Source organism: Microbacterium sp. ZW T5_56, assembly GCF_044987425.1.
Taxonomy (GTDB): domain Bacteria; phylum Actinomycetota; class Actinomycetes; order Actinomycetales; family Microbacteriaceae; genus Microbacterium.
On the sequence record NZ_JBJDRI010000023.1, the window covers coordinates 43,272 to 62,542 of the forward strand.

The window sequence follows — 19,271 nt, forward strand, 5'->3', positions numbered from 1 at the left end:
ACTGGAGACATCGACGAAGAAAGGTGGCGCACATGAGCCATTCCCGATCGGACTTTCGCGTGTCCGTTGTCCAATTCGAAGCTCGGCCCTCGGATAAGTCCGCCAATGTGGCGACCGTGCGGCGCCTCGCGGCCGAAGCCGCTCGCGATGGCGCGGAACTGGTGGCCTTTCCTGAGATGTGCCTACTCGGCTATTGGCACCTGACCAAGGTGACGACGCAACGCCTGCGGGAACTCGCCGAACCCGCCGATGGTCCGCTGGTTCAGGCGCTCCGCGATCTTGCCACCGAACTCGGCGTCGGAATCGGAGCGGGCTTTCTGGAGTCGGCGGGGGAGAGCCTCTACAACTCCTATGCCGTGTGCTTTCCGGACGGCACCGTTCACGTGCATCGGAAACTGCACGCGTTCGAGCACGAGGCGATTTCCAGTGGGGATCGATACACGGTGTTCGACACGCCCTGGGGCGTGCGGATGGCGATCCTCATCTGCTGGGACAACAACCTCGTCGAGAACGTCCGCGCCGTGACGCTGATGGGTGCGAAGGTGCTCATCGCGCCGCACCAGACGGGCGGCACCAGCTCACGCAGCCCGCACGGCATGAAGGTTATCCCGTCTGAGCTCTGGCACAACCGCGCGATTGATCCCGACGCTCTTCTCGCCGCGGTGAACGGACCGTGGGGTCTGGGATGGCTGATGCGCTGGCTGCCGTCGCGCGCGCACGACAACGGGATCTTCCTGCTTTTCAGCAACGGCATCGGTCCCGACGATGATGAGATTCGCACCGGAAACGCGATGATCATCGATCCCTATGGCCGCATCGTCGCCGAGACGCCGGTTGCCGATGAGGCGGTGGTCACCGCCGACCTCGACTTAGATCTGCTTCCCCTGTCCACCGGCCGTCGCTGGCTCCTGGGCCGACGCCCCGAGCTTTACGGGGTGTTGACGCAGCGGTCCGGTCTGGAACGCGATGCGCGGGAGGCCCGCCACTCCGACATCCCGGTGCCTGACGACTTTCAGATCACGGGCTAGGCGTCCCGGCTGCGCGATCCGCGCTCGCGATTGGCCGATGTGCGTGGGTGTGAGACTGGCGCGCCCCGCCGGGGGGAGAGCCGGTTTCCGGTAGCGTGTGCGCATGCCAGGTGCTGACGCCAAACGCGGGGACATCTACAACGTCCACCCCGACGCAACCCTCGAAGGGGACGCCCACCCGACGCCGCGACCTATGGTCTGCGTAGCGGAACTGCCGTCCAATGAGTACATTTGGAAAGCGATGTCGAGGACGACGTCTGTCGGCAACGGCGAGGACCTCATCAGCCCCGCAGACACGTCGCTTGGGCTCACCGAAGGCGGTTGGTGGACGTACCGCTACCTGCGCTCCGTGAAGAAGCGGTGGACAGGCGACCTGACGTGGTGCGCCTACAAGGCAACGCTGACCGAGCCTCTGCTCGGCTCGGTCATGGCGCACTACATGTCCCGCAACGACCCGTGACTCTGATACGTTGAACGACTCTCACTACCCGAATCGAAAGCGCTCCCGCATGTTCACGCTTGACACCCCGCCATTCGGTGTCGCCCCCGAGGCCTGGCACAGCCAGAGTGCGACGTCTCCGGAAGCTGGGGACCTCTGGCTCATCTCCACTGATGGCGAAGCACTGGGCCTCGCCGTTCTCGCCAGCGTGCACACGACGTTCGTCCTCTGCTGGCCGGTGACCACCGCCGACTCGCCCGTCTTCGAGGACGTCCTTGAGGTCGCGTCCACGCCGCTGGGCGCACCGCTACTCGCCTGGCCGGCACGTGAGACCGGGATCGGCCTTCACATGCTTCACCGAAATTACGGTTCGATGCTAACGTCGCGGACAATGCGCATTGTCGAGGCCCTTATCGACGACGGAGGGGCCGAGTACCCCCTGCCGCTGGCCCCTCGCACCGTCGGGGGCGAGGAAGCACACGCGATGAGCGACGAGATGGTAGAGCGTTGGGAGCGAATCTGCCTCGACACATGGCCGAAGCTGTCCGCCGGCATCTCTCCGCTGAACGCTGACGTTCTCCGAGCTCGGAGCGTGCAGGTCGGAGACTTAGCCGGCATTCTCCAAATCGATACCGCACCCGCCATAAGCCTCATCCGGGGCGAGATCGCTCCGACAGATGAGCAGGTGGCAGTTCTGGCCGCAGCCCTCCGTGTAGAGCCCGATGCCTTGCTAAATCCGGGGACCGACGCGGGCGCGCTGATGCTGATAGAACCATCGTTCAAAGAGTCGATACTCGACCTCGCCAAGTCACGGAACGTCTCAGAGGCTCACGCGCGCAACATAGTCCGCAGCGAATACGGTCTCGCCGCTCGCTCCGACGGGGACGCGCACGCGCGGATGCAGGCAACCATCGACAGACTTCGAACAGCGCGCTAATCGTGGGCGTGGTGGAGCTTGAACAGTTCCGGCTCATGGTCGAACGGAACGACTACCGCGGCATCGCGGATGAGCTCATACGCCTGGAAGCGGAACGTGGTGTCATCGACATCACCGCTCTCGGGGAAGATCCCGAGTCTGCGGTTGTCAACAACCTCGAGGTGGAGCTTGAATACGCCACCGACTTCGCTCCGACTTGCTCGGTCTACGGATACTACCGATACCGAGACGGCAAGCCCTCAGTCATCGTCGTTCATCCGTCACTATCGACTGGGCGAGACAACTTCACCATCGTCCATGAGTATGGTCACCATGTACAACGGCACCATGCTGACTGGGCGGACATCCGCTATTCCTTCCCCGCGGCCCGAGGGGACAAGGTCGAGGAGAAAGTCGCTGACGCTTTCGCAGCCGCCGTGCTCATCCCGGAAGGCGTTGTCTTCGACCACGCTGGGCTGAGTGCGCGGGCTCTCGCGAGCGTGTACGCAAAGGTCCGAGCGTCACGGTCAGCGGTCGCAAGCCGCATGATGGAGCTCACGTCCACCGGCCGCGCCGGAACCGTCGTCGTGTGTGACTTCGAAGGTCGGGTCATCTTCGCCCGCGCAACCGACGACGAGGTCTTTGCTCCCGCTCGCGGCATTGTTCAACCGGACCTCGCACGCCTCTTCGGCCAGGCAGCCAATGCCAGCGGCAGTCTCACTGCACCCCTCCAGACGGGGCTTCGGGCGATGTCTGGGTGGGCGCAGACAGACCTAACGGCGGAGCTCGTCGTTGACCACACCGGCGGGTACGCGTTCGCCGTCATCACGCCGACCCAGGTATACGGACGACAGCAGGAGTGGATCCGCCGCTGGCATGAATGCTCAAATCCCGCCTGCGGGGAGGTGTTCATCGTTGACGAGACCGTGGAAATCCACGACGCATGCGGCGACCCGAAATGCGCAGAGTGCGCCTGGTGCTCGTGCGAACGCATAGAGACGTTCTGCAAGATGTGTTTCATGGCGCTCTCCGTCGCCGAACAGTCCGGCGAAGTCGAGCACGAATGCGTCTGACTTGGTCAGCGCGGCAGACCTTCAAGTATGGACGGTTCGCTATGGGCGGTGCGTCGACGCCGCGGGGAAGGATCCCGAACTGAGCGGAGACGCCAACGGCGGTCAACGCGCCGGTCGATGTCGCAGCGGTGATCGTGGTCCGGCGTCCACCACGGGGGAGCGCACGCAATGAGGAGACCACCCAATTCGAACGAAAGAGAAACCGTACAAAGGCAGAGAAGACTGGCGCTCGTCCCGATCCGCATGTCGCAGAGCACCATCTGACATAATGTGCATTATCGGCAATTGCGGATCAGCTCATCGATCGTCTCGCGTCGCCGCTGCCAGCGCCGCATCGAAGCCGACCGCCAGGGACTCCGCCACGCTGTCGGCGTCGCCCAGGTAGCCGTTCACCATGGCGCCGTCTCGCAGCATCATGAGTGTTCGTGCGACCTGCTCGGCATCGTCTGCGCCGGCCTCGGCGGCGATGCTGGCGAACTCGCTCAGCATCCAGGCGCGATGCTCGTTCACTGTGGTGCGCACGGGATCGTCGATGTCGGCGAACTCCGCGGCCGCATTGATGAAGGCGCACCCTCGAAATCCCGGGTTGCAGCTCGCCGTGCCGATGCCGGCCGCGATCGCGCGCAAGGATGCGACAGGTTCGCCCGGGACGCGCGCGCTCTCAAACCATCCGCGCTCCATGGCGGCCTGCTGGACGAGATACGCGACGGTCAGGTCGCTCTTCGTGTGGAAATGGCGATAGAAGGTGACCTTCGTGATGCCCACTTCTTCGATGATGCGATCGGCGCTCGTCGCTCGGATTCCCTGCGCATAGAACAGCCGACTGCTCGCCTCGAGGATCCGGTCGCGCGTGGCGCTGGCGGACCGGCGGGGCGCCGCCTCCGTTGATGTCGCTGCGTGCATGTGCACCTCCGAGTTTTCGGTACCAGTTGCGCTGGTGTACGAAGTAGTCTACCTTCAACTATGTAGACGAACTAGTACCTCTACTAGGTCTCACAAACGCTATAAGACAGGAAGATCATGACCACGACAGAGAGCGCGACGACACTCGGATATAGCCGGTCGCTGCGCAGCCTTTACTTCGTCCGCTTCGCCTTCGCGATCATCTGGGTGGGCGTGATGGTCGCTGTGGCGCTCTCCGTCGCCCAGCCGTCCATCGCGCTGACGGCATTCCTCATCATCTACCCGCTCTTCGATGCGGGCGCCGTGCTGTGGCAGCTGCGAGCTAACCCGGACCATCAGCGTTCGCGGGTCTCCGAAGTGGCCAGCATCGGTGTGAGCGTGGCCGTCGCCATCGCGATCGGAATTGCGTCATCGTTCTCCCTCTCTGCCGCCCTCGCCGTGTGGGGCGCGTGGGCCATCGTCGCCGGTATCCCCCAGCTGATCACCGCGATCCGCAATCGCCGCTCGGGTGGTCAGGTCCCCCAGATGCTCTCCGGAGGAATCTCTGTCTTCGCCGGCGCGGCGTTCCTCTTCCAGGGCCTGCAAGGAAGCACGGCAATCGTCGGGGTTGCGGGATACGCCGCCGTTGGCGCCATCTTCTTCCTGGTGTCGGCGATCCGACTCAGCGTGAAGCTTCGTCACGACGCGTGAGTTGCCGGACGCGCCAAGCGTGGCTCTGCGTCTCCCCCTGTGCGCGGCCAGCGGCTGCGGGGGGTGAGCCCGCTAGCAGCCGCCACTCTCTTTGATGAACACGTCGCGTGTAACCGCAACGTACTCGTGCCGTGCGGTGTCCCAATCGGCGACCTCATCAGGTTCAAGGTTCTGTAAGAGTTGCACGGGCACCGGTCCCTGGCCCCAGAGCTGCCCCTTGTCGGACCAGAAGCCGTCGTACGTTCCGCCGCCGTACAGCGACAGCCGCGCCGTCGCCGGAAGCTCATCAACACGCACGCCAAATTCGACGACCTGTGCGGCGGGTGCCGCGACGTCGCCGGTCCACTTCGGAGTCTGCTCAACACCCGTGCGGGAGCCGGTGTTGACGAACACCTGTGTGATGTGCCCTTCGCAGGCGACGACGAGCGCAGCAAGGTTGCCGTCAGGACCCCGAGTCAGTCCCGCGGTCCCCAGCACTTCAGGCGAACAGCCGGTAAGTGCAACGGCGAGAAGCAGCCCGACTATCGATGCCGAGGTGCGCAGTCGGCGGTGATTGGCGCTGGTGGTCCCCATGCCCACAGTGTGCTCCTGGCCCATGCTTCTGTCCTGCGCTGTGATCCGATCGAGACCTGAGCGTCATCCTTACACCGGATTCCTCGCAGGCCGCCCTATGTGGGCCCACTGGCCGGCGCATTCGACCTTCGCATCGCCATCTCGGGGTTGCCGTGTTGACGACCGTGATGGTCGTGCTTGTTCCGGCCGTGATCGGTGCCCCTCCGACGAACAGGCCTGACTCGGGCATCGATCCTCTTGCCCGAGCGCACGGCGTCGTCCAGGCTGAGAGAGTGCAGCGTCCACTTCTCACCCTGTCGCGCAGCCTCGTGGTGGTCGCCGCGGCGCTGATCATGACTGGATGCACCAGCGAGCCGTCCGCGGGTTCGGCGACTCATGAAGCCGCGCAATCCGCCGCGGCAGACATCTCCCGCGGGCTCTACCGCCACGGCACAGACCTGATGGATGACTACGTGCGCTGGGCTGACGAGGACACGCGCAAGAGTCATGACGTCGAGCTCGTCGGCTACGAGGTCTATCCCGATGCTGTGCACGGCGAGCCGCTGGGCGTCCTGCAGTACCGAGTCAGTGTGCGCGGTGTGCTGACGGGGGACACGTATGTCGCGTGTTTCGAGTCGACCGTCGACTACTGGGGCGTGTCCACGCCTGATCGGCGCGGCTGGAGCATTGATGAACAGGTCGCACCTGAGATCGAGTGCCCGTCTCACGCGACGCGGATCACCCCACCCGTCGACACGCGTGCTGTGGTGGTCATTCCGGATGGTACGGAGGAGCTCGTCGTCGAGATCCTGACCGCTGCGCCCGACGCTGTCACCACTCAGGACATCGCGGCCGAGGTAGCGGAGCGCATGACGCAGCCCACCGGCGAACGCGAAGTGGCGTTCGAACCTCGGGCGCTGGTCGCTGACGGGGAGATCGGATTCGCGATGGGTGATGCGGCGGACTGTCTCCTCGTGAAGCGGACCGAGGAGGGCGTTGCGGTGCTTGACGTGCCCAAGATCCTTCTTCAGCCCGGCGAGCTCGGCTGCTCCCCCGCCACCGCGCTGCGCCCTGAGGACGAACTGCGCTCACCCCACTGATGGGCAGGACAGCACCCCAGGAGACGCGCCGGTTCGCTATGTTGGACCGTATTCGCGGGTGATCCAGCCCGCGACAAGGGGGAAACATCATGAAGTTCAAGCAACGCATCGCCGGAGTTCTGGTCGTCACGGGCATCCTGGTCGGCGGCAGTATCGTCGCTGCCGCGCCCGCTCAGGCCGCGGTGCTCCGTAGTCCGCTGTACGCGACGAAGAGTCAGTGCGTCACAGCGAGCTGGGTGAGCGCGCGCAACTTCATCCGGCAGGGCTACATCCTCTATGGCGGCTCTGAATGCGCGAAGGTGACGGTGAACGGCAAGACCGGCTGGCGTTACGAGACGCTGTATCGCCGACCGTAGCCAAGCCAGAGGAACGCGTCCTGCGTGGCGCGTCCCTCTGCCCGTGCCTCAGCGCGCGAGCGCCGAGTCGATTGCGTCGGTGAGATCGGTGAGCTGCATCAGCTCCAGCCGCTTGCCGTCGAGGACGAATGTCGGCGTTCCACGGACTCCCGCGAGCTTTCCGTCGTTCATGTCCTCTTCGATCCGCGCTCGGGTCGCGGGGTCCTCGATGGCCGCGTCATACGCGGCGAGGTCGAGGCCGAGCTCTTCGGCATAGCCGCGGAACGTGTCGGCCGCAGACACCTGCTGCTCGCCCCACTCGGCCTGGGTGTCGAACATCTTGTCGTGCATCTCGAGGAATCGATCCTGCTGCGCCGCCGCCTCGACGGCAAGCGCCGCGTTCATCGAATTGAAATGACCGGCCAGCGGAAAGTACCGCACAACATAGTTGAGGCGCCCGTCGTAGTGCTCCCGCAGTTCCGCGATCACGGGGTGGAAGGCTGCGCAGGCTTCGCACTCGAAATCGAGATACTCCACCAGCGTCGGGGCGTCCTCCCCCGCTCGATCGACAACGTGCGAGTTCGCGCGTGTGCCAGTCAGCGCGCCATTCGTCTCGGCCGCTGTCGGAGCCGAGGGGCGATTGAGAAGGACGATGAAGACCGCGGCGATGGCCAGAAGAACAACCACGGCGATCGAGATGAGGGTTGCTTTGGTGGACGTCTTCATGGGTCGGCTCCTGGGGGTCGACGGTGGGGACGGGATCGGCGATGATCCGACGCTAGCGACCCTATGAGTCGTCTCTGAGCAAGCGCTCGATGAGCCGTCCGGGGGTCTCTCACGGGCTTCTGATCGAGGGGCGGATAGGCTTCAGGCTGGCGAAGAGGAGACTACGAAGTGCCACAGACCATCGGGTTCGACCGCGACGAATACCTGCGGATGCAGTCGGAGCACATCAATGCACGACGCGCCCAGTTCGGCGGGAAGCTCTATCTCGAATTCGGCGGAAAGCTGTTCGACGATTTCCACGCGTCACGCGTGCTGCCCGGCTTCACCCCGGACAACAAGATCGAGATGCTGATGACGATCGCCGACGAGGTGGAGATCGTCATCGCCGTCTCGGCGAAGGACCTGGCCTCCAGCAAGGTTCGCGCAGATCTCGGGATCTCCTATGAAGCTGACGTGCTTCGTCTCATTGACGAGTTTCGTGCGAAGGGCCTGTTCGTCGGCAGCGTGGTCATCACGCAGATCGGGGATGGCGACCGAGCATCGACCGCTTTCAAGCGCAAGCTCGAGCGGCTCGGGCTCAAGGTGTATCGCCACCATCTCATCAAGGGGTATCCCAACGATGTGCGCATGATCCTGAGCGATCAGGGCTTCGGACGAAACGACTACATCGAGACCACGCGTGATGTCGTCGTGGTCACCGGTCCCGGACCCGGCTCCGGCAAGATGGCCACCTGCCTGTCGCAGATGTTCCACGACCACGCCCGAGGCATCAACTCCGGCTACGCGAAGTACGAGACGTTCCCGATCTGGAACCTCCCCCTGAACCACCCGGTGAACATCGCGTACGAGGCCGCGACGGCCGATCTCGACGATGTGAACATGATCGACCCGTTCCACCTCGCGGCCTACGGCGAACAGGCCGTGAACTACAACCGCGATGTGGAGGTCTTCCCCGTTCTCAACCGGCTGTTCGAGGAGCTCACCGGTTCCTCGCCCTACCGCTCCCCCACGGACATGGGGGTGAACATGGCGGGGCACTGCATCAGCCATGACGAGGTCTGCCGCGAGGCCAGCCGGCAGGAGGTGCTGCGCCGACACTTCAAGGCTCTCGTCACGGAGCGCCGCGAAGGACTCGACCCGGATGCCTCTGATCGGATCGCGCTGCTCATGGGGCAGCTCGAGATCACGCAGACAGATCGCCCGGTAGTGCAGCCCACCCGGGATCTCGCGAAGAGCTCGCGGGGTCCCGCAGCAGCCATCGAGCTGCCGAACGGCACGATCGTCACCGGCCGCACCTCTGCGTTGCTCGGTGCCAGCTCCGCCGTGTTGCTGAATGCCCTCAAGGCGCTCGCCAACTTGGATGACTCGGAGGCGCTGCTTGCTCCGGAGACGATCGAACCCATCCAGACGCTCAAGACGAGCCACCTCGGAAGCCGGAACCCCCGCCTCCACACCGACGAAGTGCTGATCGCACTGGCCGTCGGCGCGACGACGAACGCCGCAGCGCGGGCGGCGCTGGACCAGCTCCCGCAGCTGCACGGTTGCGAAGCCCACACCTCGGTGATCCTGGGCTCCGTGGACGAGGGAATCTTCCGCAGCCTGGGCGTGCATGTCACGAGTGAGCCGGAGTATCAGACACAGAACCTGTATCGGAAGCGCTGAAATAACCACGGCTAGCCCCGTACCTGTGTTTCCGCTGGGAGTGTAACGTTCGTCCTATCCCCCGGAAAGGACGCAATATGTCTGACAACACTCTCTCCGACGCCGTGCAGTCGACAGCCAAGCGAGTCCGCCTGTGGCTTGGCATCGGCGGTGCGCTCGCGCTCATCACCGGCTTCATCATGCTGGTCTGGCCAGGCAGCGCCGTCGTCGCGATGACGATGGTGCTCGCCTTCTACACGCTGCTCACCGGCATCGTGTACGCGGTGATCGGCCTCACGGCACCGCTCGGCGGCGTCTGGTCACGCATCGGTCACGTGCTGGTCGGCGTGCTGTTCGCGGTCGCCGCGATCGTGGCGTTCATGAACCCTTCGACCACGTCCGTGATCGTGGGCGTGATCGTGGTGACGTTCATCGGCATCGCCTGGATCTTCGAGGGCGCGGCGGCACTTGCGTCCCTGAGCCTCTCCCCCGCAAAGGGATGGACGATCTTCTACGCGATCGTGTCGATCCTCGGCGGCATCGCCCTGCTGTTCTCCCCGCTCATCGGACTCCAGGTGATCGTGCTGTGGATCGCGATCACGCTGATCGTCATGGGCATCGTGCAGCTGGTTCGCGCGTTCACTCTCGGTCGCAGCTGAATCCACGCACGAGAAAGGCGCTGTCACCATACGGTGGCAGCGCCTTTCTCGTGTCCCGACTACTCCGCGACGAAGCCGCTGACGTCGCCTGTCAGACGCGTGTGGTCGGCGGGAACCGGCTCGACTGCCGCGCGAGCCACCTCCGCCGCGAACTCGGCCACGTTGAGCAGCTTGCCCGCGGACTCGCGGCGTGCCTCGATGGCACCCGGGTTCGCGCGCTCCAGAAGGGTCGCGGTGATGGTTCCCTCGATCATGTCGCCCGACACCACCACGAAGGAGAATCCGCGCTCCTCGATGGTGGGGATGAGCTCGCGCAGGGCATCCTCGCCGGCGCGCTTTGACAGGGCCACGCCCTCGTACTCCGGCATCGTGGGCGTCGTGCGGATGAAGTGCGCCTGGTGGCTGGTGACGAAGACGATGCGCCCGCCGGGGTTCAGCACGTCCAGGGCAGCCGTCAGGGCGTTGACCTGCGCGTCACGGTTGAGCGTGAGGGCGTAGTCCTCGGCCATGCCACCCTCCATGCCACCGGAGGCGTTCAGCACGAGGATGTCGATTCCGCCGAAGACGTCCTTGGCCGCGCCCAGCATGTCGGCGACGGCGGCGCCATCGGTGAGATCGGCACCGGCAACCAGTGTTCCGACTCCGAGCTCTGCCAGCTCGTTCGCGAGCTTCTGGGCGCGCGGCGCCTTGTTGCGGTAGTTGATGACGACGTTCGCACCAGCCTCGGCGAAGTAGCGCACGGTGTCGGCACCGATACCGCGGGACGACCCGGTGACCAGGGCGGTCTTCCCGTCGAGAGAGCCGGGGGCGAGGATCTGGGACACGAGTACTCCTTGAACGTGTGCGGGGGCGCAATCGCGCGTGAACACCACGCTATCAAGTGGCCGCGTCCCCCTCCCCCAGCGCGGGCATCTGATAGCTTCCTAAAGGAGAGGGGGTTCTCCCATGGACATCACCACACTGCTCCAGTTCGTCTGGGTCGCCTGGCTCGTGCTCATCGTTCTCTTCCTCGTCATCGAGATGTTCACGCTCGAGTTCACGTTCCTGATGCTGGGCATCGCCGGCCTGCTCGGACTCATCACGGCCCTGTTCGGCGGTCCACTCTGGCTTCAGCTCGTGCTCGCCGCGGTAGCGGGCCTGCTGCTCATCTTCCTGCTCAAGCCTCCGCTGCTGCGGCGCCTGCGACGTGGTGCTGATGAGACCAAGAGCAACGTCGAGGCGCTGATCGGGATGGCGGGCATCGTCGTGCAGACCACCACCGCCACCGAGGGCCGGGTGAAGCTGAGCAACGGCGACATCTGGACCGCTCGCACACACGGGCTGCCACTTGCCCCCGAGACACCCGTGACGGTGACCGTCATCCGCGGTGCCCTCGCGGAGGTCGTGCCCGCCCGTGTCGAGGGCACCTACGCCTGACAGGCACCCTCGACTCACCCGCCCCGAACAGCGCCTCGTCGTCTCCGATGAGGCAGAACCCCGAGGAAAGGAGGGCGCACTCATGAACGACATCTCCGTCGGCACGATCGTCGGCATCATCGTCGGCATCGTGCTGGTCATCGTGGTCATCGTGATCATCGCCCGATCCGTCCGGATCATCCCGCAGGCATCCGCAGGCGTCGTGGAGCGGCTGGGTCGCTACCACAAGACGCTCAGTCCCGGTCTGAACATCCTGGTGCCGGTCATCGACCGGCTCCGGCCACTCATCGATGTTCGCGAGCAGGTGGTCTCGTTCCCGCCGCAGCCCGTGATTACCGAGGACAACCTCGTTGTCTCGATCGACACCGTCGTCTACTTCCAGGTGACGGATGCTCGTGCCGCAACCTACGAGATCGCCAACTACTTGGGCGCCGTCGAGCAGCTGACCACCACCACGCTGCGAAACGTGGTCGGTGGCCTCAACCTGGAAGAGGCGCTCACGAGCCGGGACCAGATCAACGACCAGCTGCGTGCTGTGCTTGACGAGGCAACCGGCAAGTGGGGCATCCGTGTGTCGCGCGTGGAGCTGAAGGCGATCGACCCGCCCCTCTCCATCCAGGACTCGATGGAGAAGCAGATGCGCGCAGAGCGTGATCGTCGTGCTGCCATCCTCACCGCCGAGGGAACGAAGCAGTCGGCGATTCTTGAAGCCGAAGGTGCGCGTCAGGCCGAGATCCTTCGCGCTGAGGGTGACAAGCAGGCAGCCGTGCTCCGCGCACAGGGTGAGGCCGAGGCTATTGGGACCGTGTTCAACGCGATCCACGAGGGCCAGCCGGACGACAAGCTGCTTGCCTACCAGTACCTGCAGATTCTCCCGAAGATCTCCGAGGGCACGGCGAACAAGCTTTGGATCATCCCGAGCGAGCTCACCGAAGCAGTGAAGGGCATCGCCTCCGGGTTCACCGGCGGCGCATCGCCGTCGTCGTGGACTCCCCCGAAGCCGAAGAGTCCGCCGCCCACGACGCCTGCTCCCGCCACGCGGGCCGAAGCGGCCGCGAAGTCCGCGGCGGATGCCCCCGTGATTCCGCCGTCCGCGGTGCCGCCGTCGTCCGCCGTCATTGATGGTGTCGTGCAGGACCCGGTGATCCCGGAGCCCCTGGTGATCCCGCCGGCGGATGAGCCGCCCGCGATCGACTTCGGTTCGGGCCAGAACCCGCCCGCATGACGCATCCGTACCTGCAGTTCGCGCCCCACCCGCGCGTTCTCGCCCACCGAGGCCTCGTCACACCAGACGAGGCCTCGGCCGGTGTTGCGGAGAACACCCTTGCAGCGGTAGCCGCTGCAGATGCGGCCGGCGCTCGCTACGTGGAACTGGACTGCCATCTGACGACCGACGGCGAGGTCGTCATCTTCCACGATCAGAAGCTCACGCGCGTGACGGGTGACGAGCGGCGGGTGCGCGATGTCACCCTCGCCGAGCTCACCGCGATCATGCAGGACCGCGGCGGCCTCATCACCCTCGCAGACCTGTTGGTGGCGTTTCCCGAACTCCGTTTCAACGTCGACGTGAAGGTGCCCGAGGCGGCGGAGCCCGCCGGCCGCATCATCGCCCCGCACTCCGATCGCGTGCTGTTGACGAGCTTCGACGAGTCAGCACGACTCCGAGCGCTTGCCGCCTGTCGAGCGGCGGACGGGTCCCCCGCGACGTCGCCCGGGCGCACCGTCATGATCAGCCTCGTGCTCGCCCTCGCCCTGCGTCAGAGCGGTCGCGTGCGGCGCATCCTGGCGTCCCTCGATGCGCTCCAGATCCCGGTGCGCATGAGCGGGATCAACGTCTTCACGCCGCGCCTTCTCCGCGCGGCACACGAGGCAGGTGTCGAGGTGCACATCTGGACCATCAACGACGTCGCGGAGATGCGGCGGCTGGTGGCGCTCGGTGTCGACGGCATCGTCACGGATCGAGCGGATGTGGCGCTGCGCGCGCTCGGGTGACATCCGGCCTTTTGCGCGCTTATACCCCGAACATCCTTCGTTATACCTGGGTGTGCGCTGGGAGTTCCTGCTCGGTTCCTCCCCTTCTGACCATCCGCCCAGGCTGACGGGCTATACCTGAGTGCTGAGGAGAGGATTCACCATGGCAGAACGTAGCCTTCGCGGTATCCGACTCGGCGCCCAGAGCCTCCAGAGTGAGGACGGCGTCGTGCTGATGGACCGCGCACAGTTCACCTACAAGTGCACGCAGTGCGACCGTGACACCACTCTGACCTTCGCTGCCGACGCTGAGCCGCCGGCGACGTGGGAGTGCCGTACCTGTGGTGCCGAGGCACGTCTCCAGGTCAACGGCAAGGACGTCGAGGTGGAGCAGGCCGACGAGAAGGCCGTGCGCACCCCGTGGGACATGCTGCTGGAGCGCCGCACCATCGAGGAACTCGAAGAGGTGCTCGCGGAGCGCCTGGAGTTCGTACGCCAGCGTCGCGGTGGTGCAGCCGCCTGAGCGGCTCGCACTGACCCGATCGGTTCGCACCGAGAAGAGAAATCACGAGGCGTCGTCCCACGGGCGGCGCCTCTTCTCATGCCTGGCGGCGGATCTTTGCGGCGATGCCTACCGTGACCAGGCCGAGGAGGCTTCCCGCGAACAGGATCAGCTGGATCACCGATCCGACGAGAACCGCGGGGGTCAGCCCCGTCCGCAGCGGCACGTCGGTGATCATGGCTCCGGCCTCAGCCGCAGGGAGCTCGTCGAGCGTGGCACCGCTCGGTGAGATGACCTGGCTCGTGCCCACCGTGCTGATGTTCACGACGCTGCGCCCCGTCTCCAGCGCTCGCATACGTGCGAAGGCGAGCTGCTGCAGATTCTCGTCCGTGCCGCGGAAGTCGGCGTTGTTGGTCTGGAACATGAAGACCTCGGCGCCATCGGACGCCCCCTCCCAGATCACGCTGTCGTAGATGACGTCGAAGCAGATGGCGAGCCCGACCCCCACACCGTTCACATCCATGTACGGGGCGTTGGTTCCCGGGGTGTACTCCCGACCGATCAACCCGATGAGATCGGGCACGATTGCGGCGTAGAACTCTCGATCCGGGACATACTCGCCGAAGGGGACCGGGTTGCGCTTGTCGTGCAGCTGGACCGCACCCGCTGCCCCGTCCCAGAGCATCGAGGTGTTGAAGATGTCATCCCCGCGGGCCGTCGCGGCATTCACCAGCAGCGGGGCGTCGAGACGCTCGCTGAGACGTGTGAGGGCACGCGCGGTGGTGTCGTTGTTGAGCGGGTCGGAATCGATTCCGCCCTCCGGCCACAGCAGGAGATCGACATGGTCGTCCAGCACGGGCGCTGTGGCGTCCAGCTGGGCTTGGATGACGGCGTTGGGCGTGTGGTCGTCGAAGTAGCCGTTGGGCCCGTTGCCCTGCACGCTGCCGACGCGCATCGTGCCGGCGTCCGTCGTCGGGAACTGCGGGACGGCGAACAACAGGATGAGACCGACGGCCACCGGGGCCAAAGACAATGGACGGAAGCCGAGCGGGCGGCGGGTGCGGACCACCTCCATCGCGGCCGCGATCACGGCAACCATCAGGAAGCTCAGTCCGCTGACGCCGACCCAGCTCACCAGGTGAGCGAGCGGGCTCTCTGACTGGCTCATCCCGATGCGCGCCCACGGGAACCCCGTGTAGGGCCACGAGCCCTGGAAGAGCTCGCGCGCCGTCCAGATCCCGCCGACGAGGATCGGAAGCACGATGAGTCGCGCCCAGCGCCCAGGGAGCGCGCGGGGCAGCCACCGATAGGCGAGGGTGATCAAGACCGAACCGAGAGCGATGAACACCGCCTCAAGCAGCCCCAGGGCGAACCAGGGAATCGGGCCCAGGTAGCGCGTGATCCACATGATGTGGATCAGGTAGAACGAGGCGCCAAACACGAATCCGACGAGGAGTGACGACCAGACACCACGTCCGATCAACGGAAGCAGCGAAAGCGCGACGCCGACGAACGCCAGAGGCCAGATGCCGAGTGACGGATAGGCCGAGTCAAGGACGGGACCCGCCAGCGCCGCGACGAGGAGCGCAGCCCAGAGCGGCAGCACCGGTCGCCCGAGGCGCTGGCGGCGGGCCTCTCGAACCGAAGACCTGCGGGCAGAGCGATCCACGACGACGGAAGGGTCCGCGGGCACTACAGATTCGGGCACTGGATCAGCCTAGGTTGGCGGTGCTCAGAGACCGGTGTACGCCACGATTCCGCGGCGGATAGCATCAAGCGCGCGCCGAGCGGTGGCCGCCAGCTCGCCATCGGCCACCGTCCCGATCTGATCCAGCAGATCGATGGTCTGCTTGGTCCAGCGGACGAAGTCACCAGCCGCGAGGTCGGCCTCGTCGAGGACACCGTCCAGTAGCGACCCACGAGCCCATGAGTGCATCGCCTGCGCGATGCCGGTCGCGGGCGGTTCGGACCCGGGAAGCTGGTGGTCGCGTTCCAGATCGTCGAGCTCAGACCACAGCTTCTGGGTCTCCGTGAGCGCGATGCGGAAGGCGCCACGCGGCAGACCCCGTTCGGAACCGCCCTCTTCGCCCCTTCGCGGCTCATAGACGAGGGTGCTGGCGAGCGCCGCGAGCGAGGGAGCGTCGAGGTTTCGCCACAGGCCAGTGCGCAGACATTCTGCGACCAGCAGGTCTCGTTCGCCGTAGATGCGCTGCATGCGCGCACCAGCATCGGTGATGATGGCCTGACCATCGTCGTCGGTGCGGACGTAGTCCATCGTCTCGAGCACGTCGACCACGCGGTCGAAAACGCGGGCGACGGTTCCCGTGCGGGTAGCGATCTGCTTGCGCATCCGATCGACCTCGCGCTTGAGCTTCCAGTACCGCTCGGCCCAGCGCGCGTGCGCCTCCCGATCGGGGCAGCTGTTGCACGCGTGCCGCTGCATCGCCGTGCGCAGGTTCGCGATCCGCTTGACCCGCTTCTCTCGCTTCCCACGCGCAGCGGTGACGTCAGTCCGGTTCTGCTTCTCGAGGTCGCTGAGCTCACGCCGGATCGAGGAGTACTGCAGGAAGTCGCCGCGATCGCAGGTCATCGCGTTGCGGTAGCCCGTGAGCGACTCCTCTGCATCACGCACCTTCGCCGCGACCCCGACCACCGAGCGATCGGCTTGGAACTGCGCGAACGAGGACTCCAAGATCTCGCGGGCACGCCCGCGCCCGAACTGGTCGATCAGGTTGACCGCCATGTTGTAGGTGGGACGGAACGACGAGTTCAACGGGTAGGTGCGCCGCGAAGCGAGAGCGGCCACCGACTGCGGATCCAGGGCGTCGCTCCACTGAATGACCGCGTGACCCTCGACATCGATGCCGCGCCGGCCGGCGCGACCCGTGAGCTGCGTGTACTCCCCCGACGTGATCGCTACCCGAGCCTCACCATTGAATTTCTCCAGCTTCTCCAGCACCACTGTGCGCGCCGGCATGTTGATGCCGAGCGCGAGGGTCTCGGTGGCGAACACGACCTTGACGAGCTTGCGCCGGAACAGCTCCTCGACGGTCTCCTTGAACGCGGGCAGCATGCCGGCGTGATGCGCCGCCACCCCCCGCTCGAGGTCATTGAGCCACTCGAAGTATCCGAGGATTCCTAGATCCTCATCGGGCAGGGAACGGGTACGGGCTTCGACGATATGGCGGATCTCCGCCCGCTCCTCCCCCGTGGTCAGGCGGATCCCGGCACGGCGTGTCTGCGCGACAGCGGCATCGCAGCCGACGCGGCTGAAGATGAAGAAGATGGCCGGCAGCAGGGAGTCACGGTCCAGCAGCTTGATCACGTCGGAGCGATCGAGCCGATCGGCGCGCGCCGGTGCGTGTCGCTGATACGACGGTTTGCCGCGGCGTCCTTCGGAGCGCCCGTGCAGCGTTCGGCGATTGTTCTCGTACAGGGCGCTCCGACCCTGACGGCGCAGTTCGCGATTCACCTCGTGGGCGGCTGCGGAGCTGCGTTCATCGAACAGCGGGATCAGATCGCCGCGGAAAAGCACGTGCTGCTCAAGCGGCACGGGACGGATCTCCGAGACGATCACCTCGGTGTCGCCGCGCACGGTATCGAGCCAGTCGCCGAATTCCTCGGCATTGGACACCGTGGCGCTGAGGGCGACGATCTTCACCTCCGTGGGGAGATGGATGATCACCTCTTCCCAGACGGCGCCGCGGAAGCGGTCGGCGAGGTAGTGCACCTCGTCCATCACCACATATCGCAGGTCCTGCAGCGCCGGCGAATCGGCGTAGAGCATGTTGCGCAGCACCTCGGTGGTCATCACGACCACCCGAGCTCCCGCGTTGATGTTGGTGTCGCCCGTGAGCAGACCGACGTTCTCGGGACCGTACACGTCCTGCAATTCGCGGAACTTCTGGTTGGACAGCGCCTTCATCGGCGTGGTGTAGAACGCCTTGTCGCGCGAAGTGAGCATCGCGAGGTGGATGGCGAACTCGCCCACGATGGTCTTGCCCGCGCCCGTCGGGGCTGCGACCAGGACACCGTGGCCCTCCTCCAGGGCTTCGCATGACGCGATCTGGAAGGGGTCCAGGTCGAAGCGCTGAAGTCTGGCGAACGAGCTCGTCAGCGGGTGCGGCCGGCTCAGCGTTTCGTCGGGGATCATCTCCGAAGGGGAGCTCACGCAGGCGACTCCGCAGCCATGAACGCGTCCATTCGCTTGCGCTTGCGGCGGTCGAAGAGCAGACACACCAGCGCAGCCAGGAAATACAGCACGATCAGGATGCCGGCAAGCAGCAACATGGAGGTGACATCGGCGCCCGGGGTGGTGACCGCTGCGAAGATCGTGGCGATGAGAATCGCCACGCGCCAGCCCTTGAGGATGTCCCGCCCACTCATGATGCCGGTGAGGTTGAGTGCGACCAAGAACACCGGGATCACGAACGCAACGCCCACTGCGAGGAGCAGCTTGAACATGAAGTCGTAGTAGTACGTGTAGTCATACAGGGCGTTTACCCCTTCCGGAAGGAAGGACGCCATGATCTCGACCACGTGCGGGGCAACGCTGAAGCCGACGTAGCAGCCGAGGAAGAACAGCGGGACAGCGGCGAGCGTGAAGCCCAGCGTGTAGCGCTTCTCCTTCTTCGTCATCGCCGGCATGATGTAGGCCCAGATCTGCCAGAGCCACACGGGCGCCGCCAGGAAGATGGCGATGGAGAAGGCGACCTTCATGCGCAGGTCGAACGCGCCGGTCACCGTCTGGATCATCAGTCCGGTGGCACCGGGATCGGTCTCGCCACGATTCTCGCGCACGAGTTCGATGGGGCCGGACAGAACATCGAGCACCAGCCCGCTGAAGATGAAGCCGATGATCGCCGCCACGAGAATCGCGGCGGCGCAGATCATGATGCGACGACGTGCCTCACGGAGGTGCTCCCCCAGCGACATGCGCTTTTCGCTGGGGGGCGCCTCGACAGTGGCGTCGTCGATGGGCGGTGTCGCCATAGGGCGTCAGGCCGCGGGATCGGTGGGCTTCGCAGCCGTTCCGTTGATGACCGTGCCCTCGGATACGCCGTTCAGCGTGACGCCGGGGGTCGCGTTCGTCGCCGTGGTGTCGGTCGGGGAGGACGCACGCTGCGCATCGTCTTCCTTCATCGCGTTCATTTCGCCCTTGAATGCGCGCGCGGACTGACCCATGCTCTTGGCGAGCGCGGGGAGCTTCGCAGCACCGAACAACAGCAGGATGACGGCGAGAACAAGCAGCAGGTGCCAGCCGGTGAGGTTACCGAGCATGTGTGGTCTCCGTTCGTGAAGTCTGTGTGCAGTCTAGCCC

General features: G+C 65.3%; 21 protein-coding genes. 13 read left to right on the plus strand and 8 right to left on the minus strand.

What is annotated here, in order from left to right; all coding sequences use genetic code 11:
• Positions 1-32 precede the first annotated feature (32 nt).
• The 4 genes from ACI3KU_RS12180 (at position 33) to ACI3KU_RS12195 (ending at position 3,456) form a co-directional block, all read left to right on the plus strand.
• The gene (locus tag ACI3KU_RS12180; RefSeq protein WP_404922564.1) at positions 33-1,028 is read left to right on the plus strand and encodes a nitrilase family protein; all 996 of its coding nucleotides are present in this window, start codon (positions 33-35) and stop codon (positions 1,026-1,028) included.
• 241 nt (positions 1,029-1,269) lie between these two features.
• Positions 1,270-1,488 carry a hypothetical protein gene (locus ACI3KU_RS12185; RefSeq protein WP_404922565.1) on the plus strand — a complete coding sequence of 73 codons (219 nt, stop codon included), beginning with the start codon at positions 1,270-1,272 and terminating at the stop codon, positions 1,486-1,488.
• Positions 1,489-1,537: 49 nt separating this feature from the next.
• Entirely contained in the window at positions 1,538-2,404 is an 867-nt protein-coding gene (locus ACI3KU_RS12190; protein ID WP_404922566.1) for a hypothetical protein, read from the plus strand.
• An 8-nt stretch (positions 2,405-2,412) separates the two neighbouring features.
• A complete protein-coding gene (locus tag ACI3KU_RS12195; protein WP_404922567.1) occupies positions 2,413-3,456 on the plus strand; it encodes an ImmA/IrrE family metallo-endopeptidase in 1,044 nt (347 codons plus the stop codon).
• Between the two features lie 297 nt (positions 3,457-3,753).
• Here ACI3KU_RS12195 and ACI3KU_RS12200 read toward each other — a convergent pair whose 3' ends face one another.
• A complete protein-coding gene (locus tag ACI3KU_RS12200) occupies positions 3,754-4,359 on the minus strand; it encodes a TetR/AcrR family transcriptional regulator (protein WP_404922568.1) in 606 nt (201 codons plus the stop codon).
• A gap of 117 nt (positions 4,360-4,476) precedes the next feature.
• On the opposite strand from ACI3KU_RS12200, the gene ACI3KU_RS12205 reads away from it, so the two are divergent.
• On the plus strand, positions 4,477-5,049 hold the full coding sequence (locus ACI3KU_RS12205; RefSeq protein WP_404922569.1) for a DUF308 domain-containing protein: 573 nt from the start codon (positions 4,477-4,479) through the stop codon (positions 5,047-5,049).
• Between the two features lie 72 nt (positions 5,050-5,121).
• Here ACI3KU_RS12205 and ACI3KU_RS12210 read toward each other — a convergent pair whose 3' ends face one another.
• Complete coding sequence (locus ACI3KU_RS12210) at positions 5,122-5,622, minus strand: hypothetical protein (protein WP_404922570.1); 501 nt, start codon at positions 5,620-5,622, stop codon at positions 5,122-5,124.
• A 272-nt stretch (positions 5,623-5,894) separates the two neighbouring features.
• Here ACI3KU_RS12210 and ACI3KU_RS12215 point away from each other — a divergent pair, with 272 nt between their 5' ends.
• Positions 5,895-6,701 (plus strand): hypothetical protein, encoded by an 807-nt coding sequence (locus tag ACI3KU_RS12215; protein WP_404922571.1) that lies wholly within the window; start codon positions 5,895-5,897, stop codon positions 6,699-6,701.
• Between the two features lie 89 nt (positions 6,702-6,790).
• A complete protein-coding gene (locus ACI3KU_RS12220) occupies positions 6,791-7,057 on the plus strand; it encodes a hypothetical protein (protein ID WP_404922572.1) in 267 nt (88 codons plus the stop codon).
• 48 nt (positions 7,058-7,105) lie between these two features.
• Here ACI3KU_RS12220 and ACI3KU_RS12225 read toward each other — a convergent pair whose 3' ends face one another.
• On the minus strand, positions 7,106-7,762 hold the full coding sequence (locus tag ACI3KU_RS12225; protein WP_404922573.1) for a DsbA family protein: 657 nt from the start codon (positions 7,760-7,762) through the stop codon (positions 7,106-7,108).
• Positions 7,763-7,930: 168 nt separating this feature from the next.
• On the opposite strand from ACI3KU_RS12225, the gene ACI3KU_RS12230 reads away from it, so the two are divergent.
• Together ACI3KU_RS12230 and ACI3KU_RS12235 are read left to right on the plus strand one after the other, a co-directional pair.
• Positions 7,931-9,424, plus strand: a complete 1,494-nt coding sequence (locus ACI3KU_RS12230) for a DUF1846 domain-containing protein (RefSeq protein ID WP_404922574.1) — start codon at positions 7,931-7,933, stop codon at positions 9,422-9,424.
• A gap of 77 nt (positions 9,425-9,501) precedes the next feature.
• A complete protein-coding gene (locus tag ACI3KU_RS12235; protein WP_404922575.1) occupies positions 9,502-10,062 on the plus strand; it encodes an HdeD family acid-resistance protein in 561 nt (186 codons plus the stop codon).
• Between the two features lie 59 nt (positions 10,063-10,121).
• On the opposite strand, the gene ACI3KU_RS12240 is transcribed toward ACI3KU_RS12235, so the two are convergent.
• The gene (locus ACI3KU_RS12240) at positions 10,122-10,886 is read right to left on the minus strand and encodes an SDR family oxidoreductase (protein WP_404922576.1); all 765 of its coding nucleotides are present in this window, start codon (positions 10,884-10,886) and stop codon (positions 10,122-10,124) included.
• Positions 10,887-11,007: 121 nt separating this feature from the next.
• On the opposite strand from ACI3KU_RS12240, the gene ACI3KU_RS12245 reads away from it, so the two are divergent.
• The 4 genes from ACI3KU_RS12245 (at position 11,008) to ACI3KU_RS12260 (ending at position 13,972) form a co-directional block, all read left to right on the plus strand.
• Complete coding sequence (locus ACI3KU_RS12245; protein WP_404922577.1) at positions 11,008-11,478, plus strand: NfeD family protein; 471 nt, start codon at positions 11,008-11,010, stop codon at positions 11,476-11,478.
• 82 nt (positions 11,479-11,560) lie between these two features.
• Positions 11,561-12,703, plus strand: coding sequence for an SPFH domain-containing protein (locus ACI3KU_RS12250; RefSeq protein WP_404922578.1), 1,143 nt, complete (start codon positions 11,561-11,563; stop codon positions 12,701-12,703).
• Positions 12,700-13,470, plus strand: coding sequence for a glycerophosphodiester phosphodiesterase family protein (locus ACI3KU_RS12255; protein WP_404922579.1), 771 nt, complete (start codon positions 12,700-12,702; stop codon positions 13,468-13,470). Before ACI3KU_RS12250 ends, ACI3KU_RS12255 begins: the two co-directional genes overlap by 4 nt.
• Before the next feature lie 142 nt (positions 13,471-13,612).
• The gene (locus tag ACI3KU_RS12260; protein WP_404922580.1) at positions 13,613-13,972 is read left to right on the plus strand and encodes an RNA polymerase-binding protein RbpA; all 360 of its coding nucleotides are present in this window, start codon (positions 13,613-13,615) and stop codon (positions 13,970-13,972) included.
• A 76-nt stretch (positions 13,973-14,048) separates the two neighbouring features.
• Here the strand turns inward: ACI3KU_RS12260 and lnt are convergent, their stop codons facing one another.
• From lnt to tatA, 4 genes are all read right to left on the minus strand, one after another.
• Positions 14,049-15,620 (minus strand): apolipoprotein N-acyltransferase, encoded by a 1,572-nt coding sequence (gene lnt, locus ACI3KU_RS12265; protein WP_404922595.1) that lies wholly within the window; start codon positions 15,618-15,620, stop codon positions 14,049-14,051.
• A 63-nt stretch (positions 15,621-15,683) separates the two neighbouring features.
• A complete protein-coding gene (locus ACI3KU_RS12270; RefSeq protein ID WP_404922581.1) occupies positions 15,684-18,104 on the minus strand; it encodes a DEAD/DEAH box helicase in 2,421 nt (806 codons plus the stop codon).
• A 14-nt stretch (positions 18,105-18,118) separates the two neighbouring features.
• Positions 18,119-18,943, minus strand: coding sequence for a twin-arginine translocase subunit TatC (tatC, locus tag ACI3KU_RS12275; protein ID WP_404922582.1), 825 nt, complete (start codon positions 18,941-18,943; stop codon positions 18,119-18,121).
• Positions 18,944-18,949: 6 nt separating this feature from the next.
• Entirely contained in the window at positions 18,950-19,231 is a 282-nt protein-coding gene (gene tatA, locus ACI3KU_RS12280; RefSeq protein ID WP_404922583.1) for a twin-arginine translocase TatA/TatE family subunit, read from the minus strand.
• Between the last annotated feature and the right edge of the window lie 40 nt (positions 19,232-19,271).

Bases quoted from the DNA above. Each gene is read 5' to 3' on its own strand.
- ACI3KU_RS12180 (WP_404922564.1), top strand. From the start codon at position 33: ATGAGCCATTCCCGATCGGACTTTCGCGTGTCCGTTGTCCAATTCGAA.
- ACI3KU_RS12185 (WP_404922565.1), top strand. From the start codon at position 1,270: ATGTCGAGGACGACGTCTGTCGGCAACGGCGAGGACCTCATCAGCCCC.
- ACI3KU_RS12190 (WP_404922566.1), top strand. From the start codon at position 1,538: ATGTTCACGCTTGACACCCCGCCATTCGGTGTCGCCCCCGAGGCCTGG.
- ACI3KU_RS12200 (WP_404922568.1), bottom strand. From the start codon at position 4,359: ATGCACGCAGCGACATCAACGGAGGCGGCGCCCCGCCGGTCCGCCAGC.
- ACI3KU_RS12205 (WP_404922569.1), top strand. From the start codon at position 4,477: ATGACCACGACAGAGAGCGCGACGACACTCGGATATAGCCGGTCGCTG.
- ACI3KU_RS12210 (WP_404922570.1), bottom strand. From the start codon at position 5,622: ATGGGGACCACCAGCGCCAATCACCGCCGACTGCGCACCTCGGCATCG.
- ACI3KU_RS12220 (WP_404922572.1), top strand. From the start codon at position 6,791: ATGAAGTTCAAGCAACGCATCGCCGGAGTTCTGGTCGTCACGGGCATC.
- ACI3KU_RS12225 (WP_404922573.1), bottom strand. From the start codon at position 7,762: ATGAAGACGTCCACCAAAGCAACCCTCATCTCGATCGCCGTGGTTGTT.
- ACI3KU_RS12235 (WP_404922575.1), top strand. From the start codon at position 9,502: ATGTCTGACAACACTCTCTCCGACGCCGTGCAGTCGACAGCCAAGCGA.
- ACI3KU_RS12245 (WP_404922577.1), top strand. From the start codon at position 11,008: ATGGACATCACCACACTGCTCCAGTTCGTCTGGGTCGCCTGGCTCGTG.
- ACI3KU_RS12250 (WP_404922578.1), top strand. From the start codon at position 11,561: ATGAACGACATCTCCGTCGGCACGATCGTCGGCATCATCGTCGGCATC.
- ACI3KU_RS12255 (WP_404922579.1), top strand. From the start codon at position 12,700: ATGACGCATCCGTACCTGCAGTTCGCGCCCCACCCGCGCGTTCTCGCC.
- ACI3KU_RS12260 (WP_404922580.1), top strand. From the start codon at position 13,613: ATGGCAGAACGTAGCCTTCGCGGTATCCGACTCGGCGCCCAGAGCCTC.
- ACI3KU_RS12270 (WP_404922581.1), bottom strand. From the start codon at position 18,104: ATGATCCCCGACGAAACGCTGAGCCGGCCGCACCCGCTGACGAGCTCG.
- tatC (WP_404922582.1), bottom strand. From the start codon at position 18,943: ATGGCGACACCGCCCATCGACGACGCCACTGTCGAGGCGCCCCCCAGC.
- tatA (WP_404922583.1), bottom strand. From the start codon at position 19,231: ATGCTCGGTAACCTCACCGGCTGGCACCTGCTGCTTGTTCTCGCCGTC.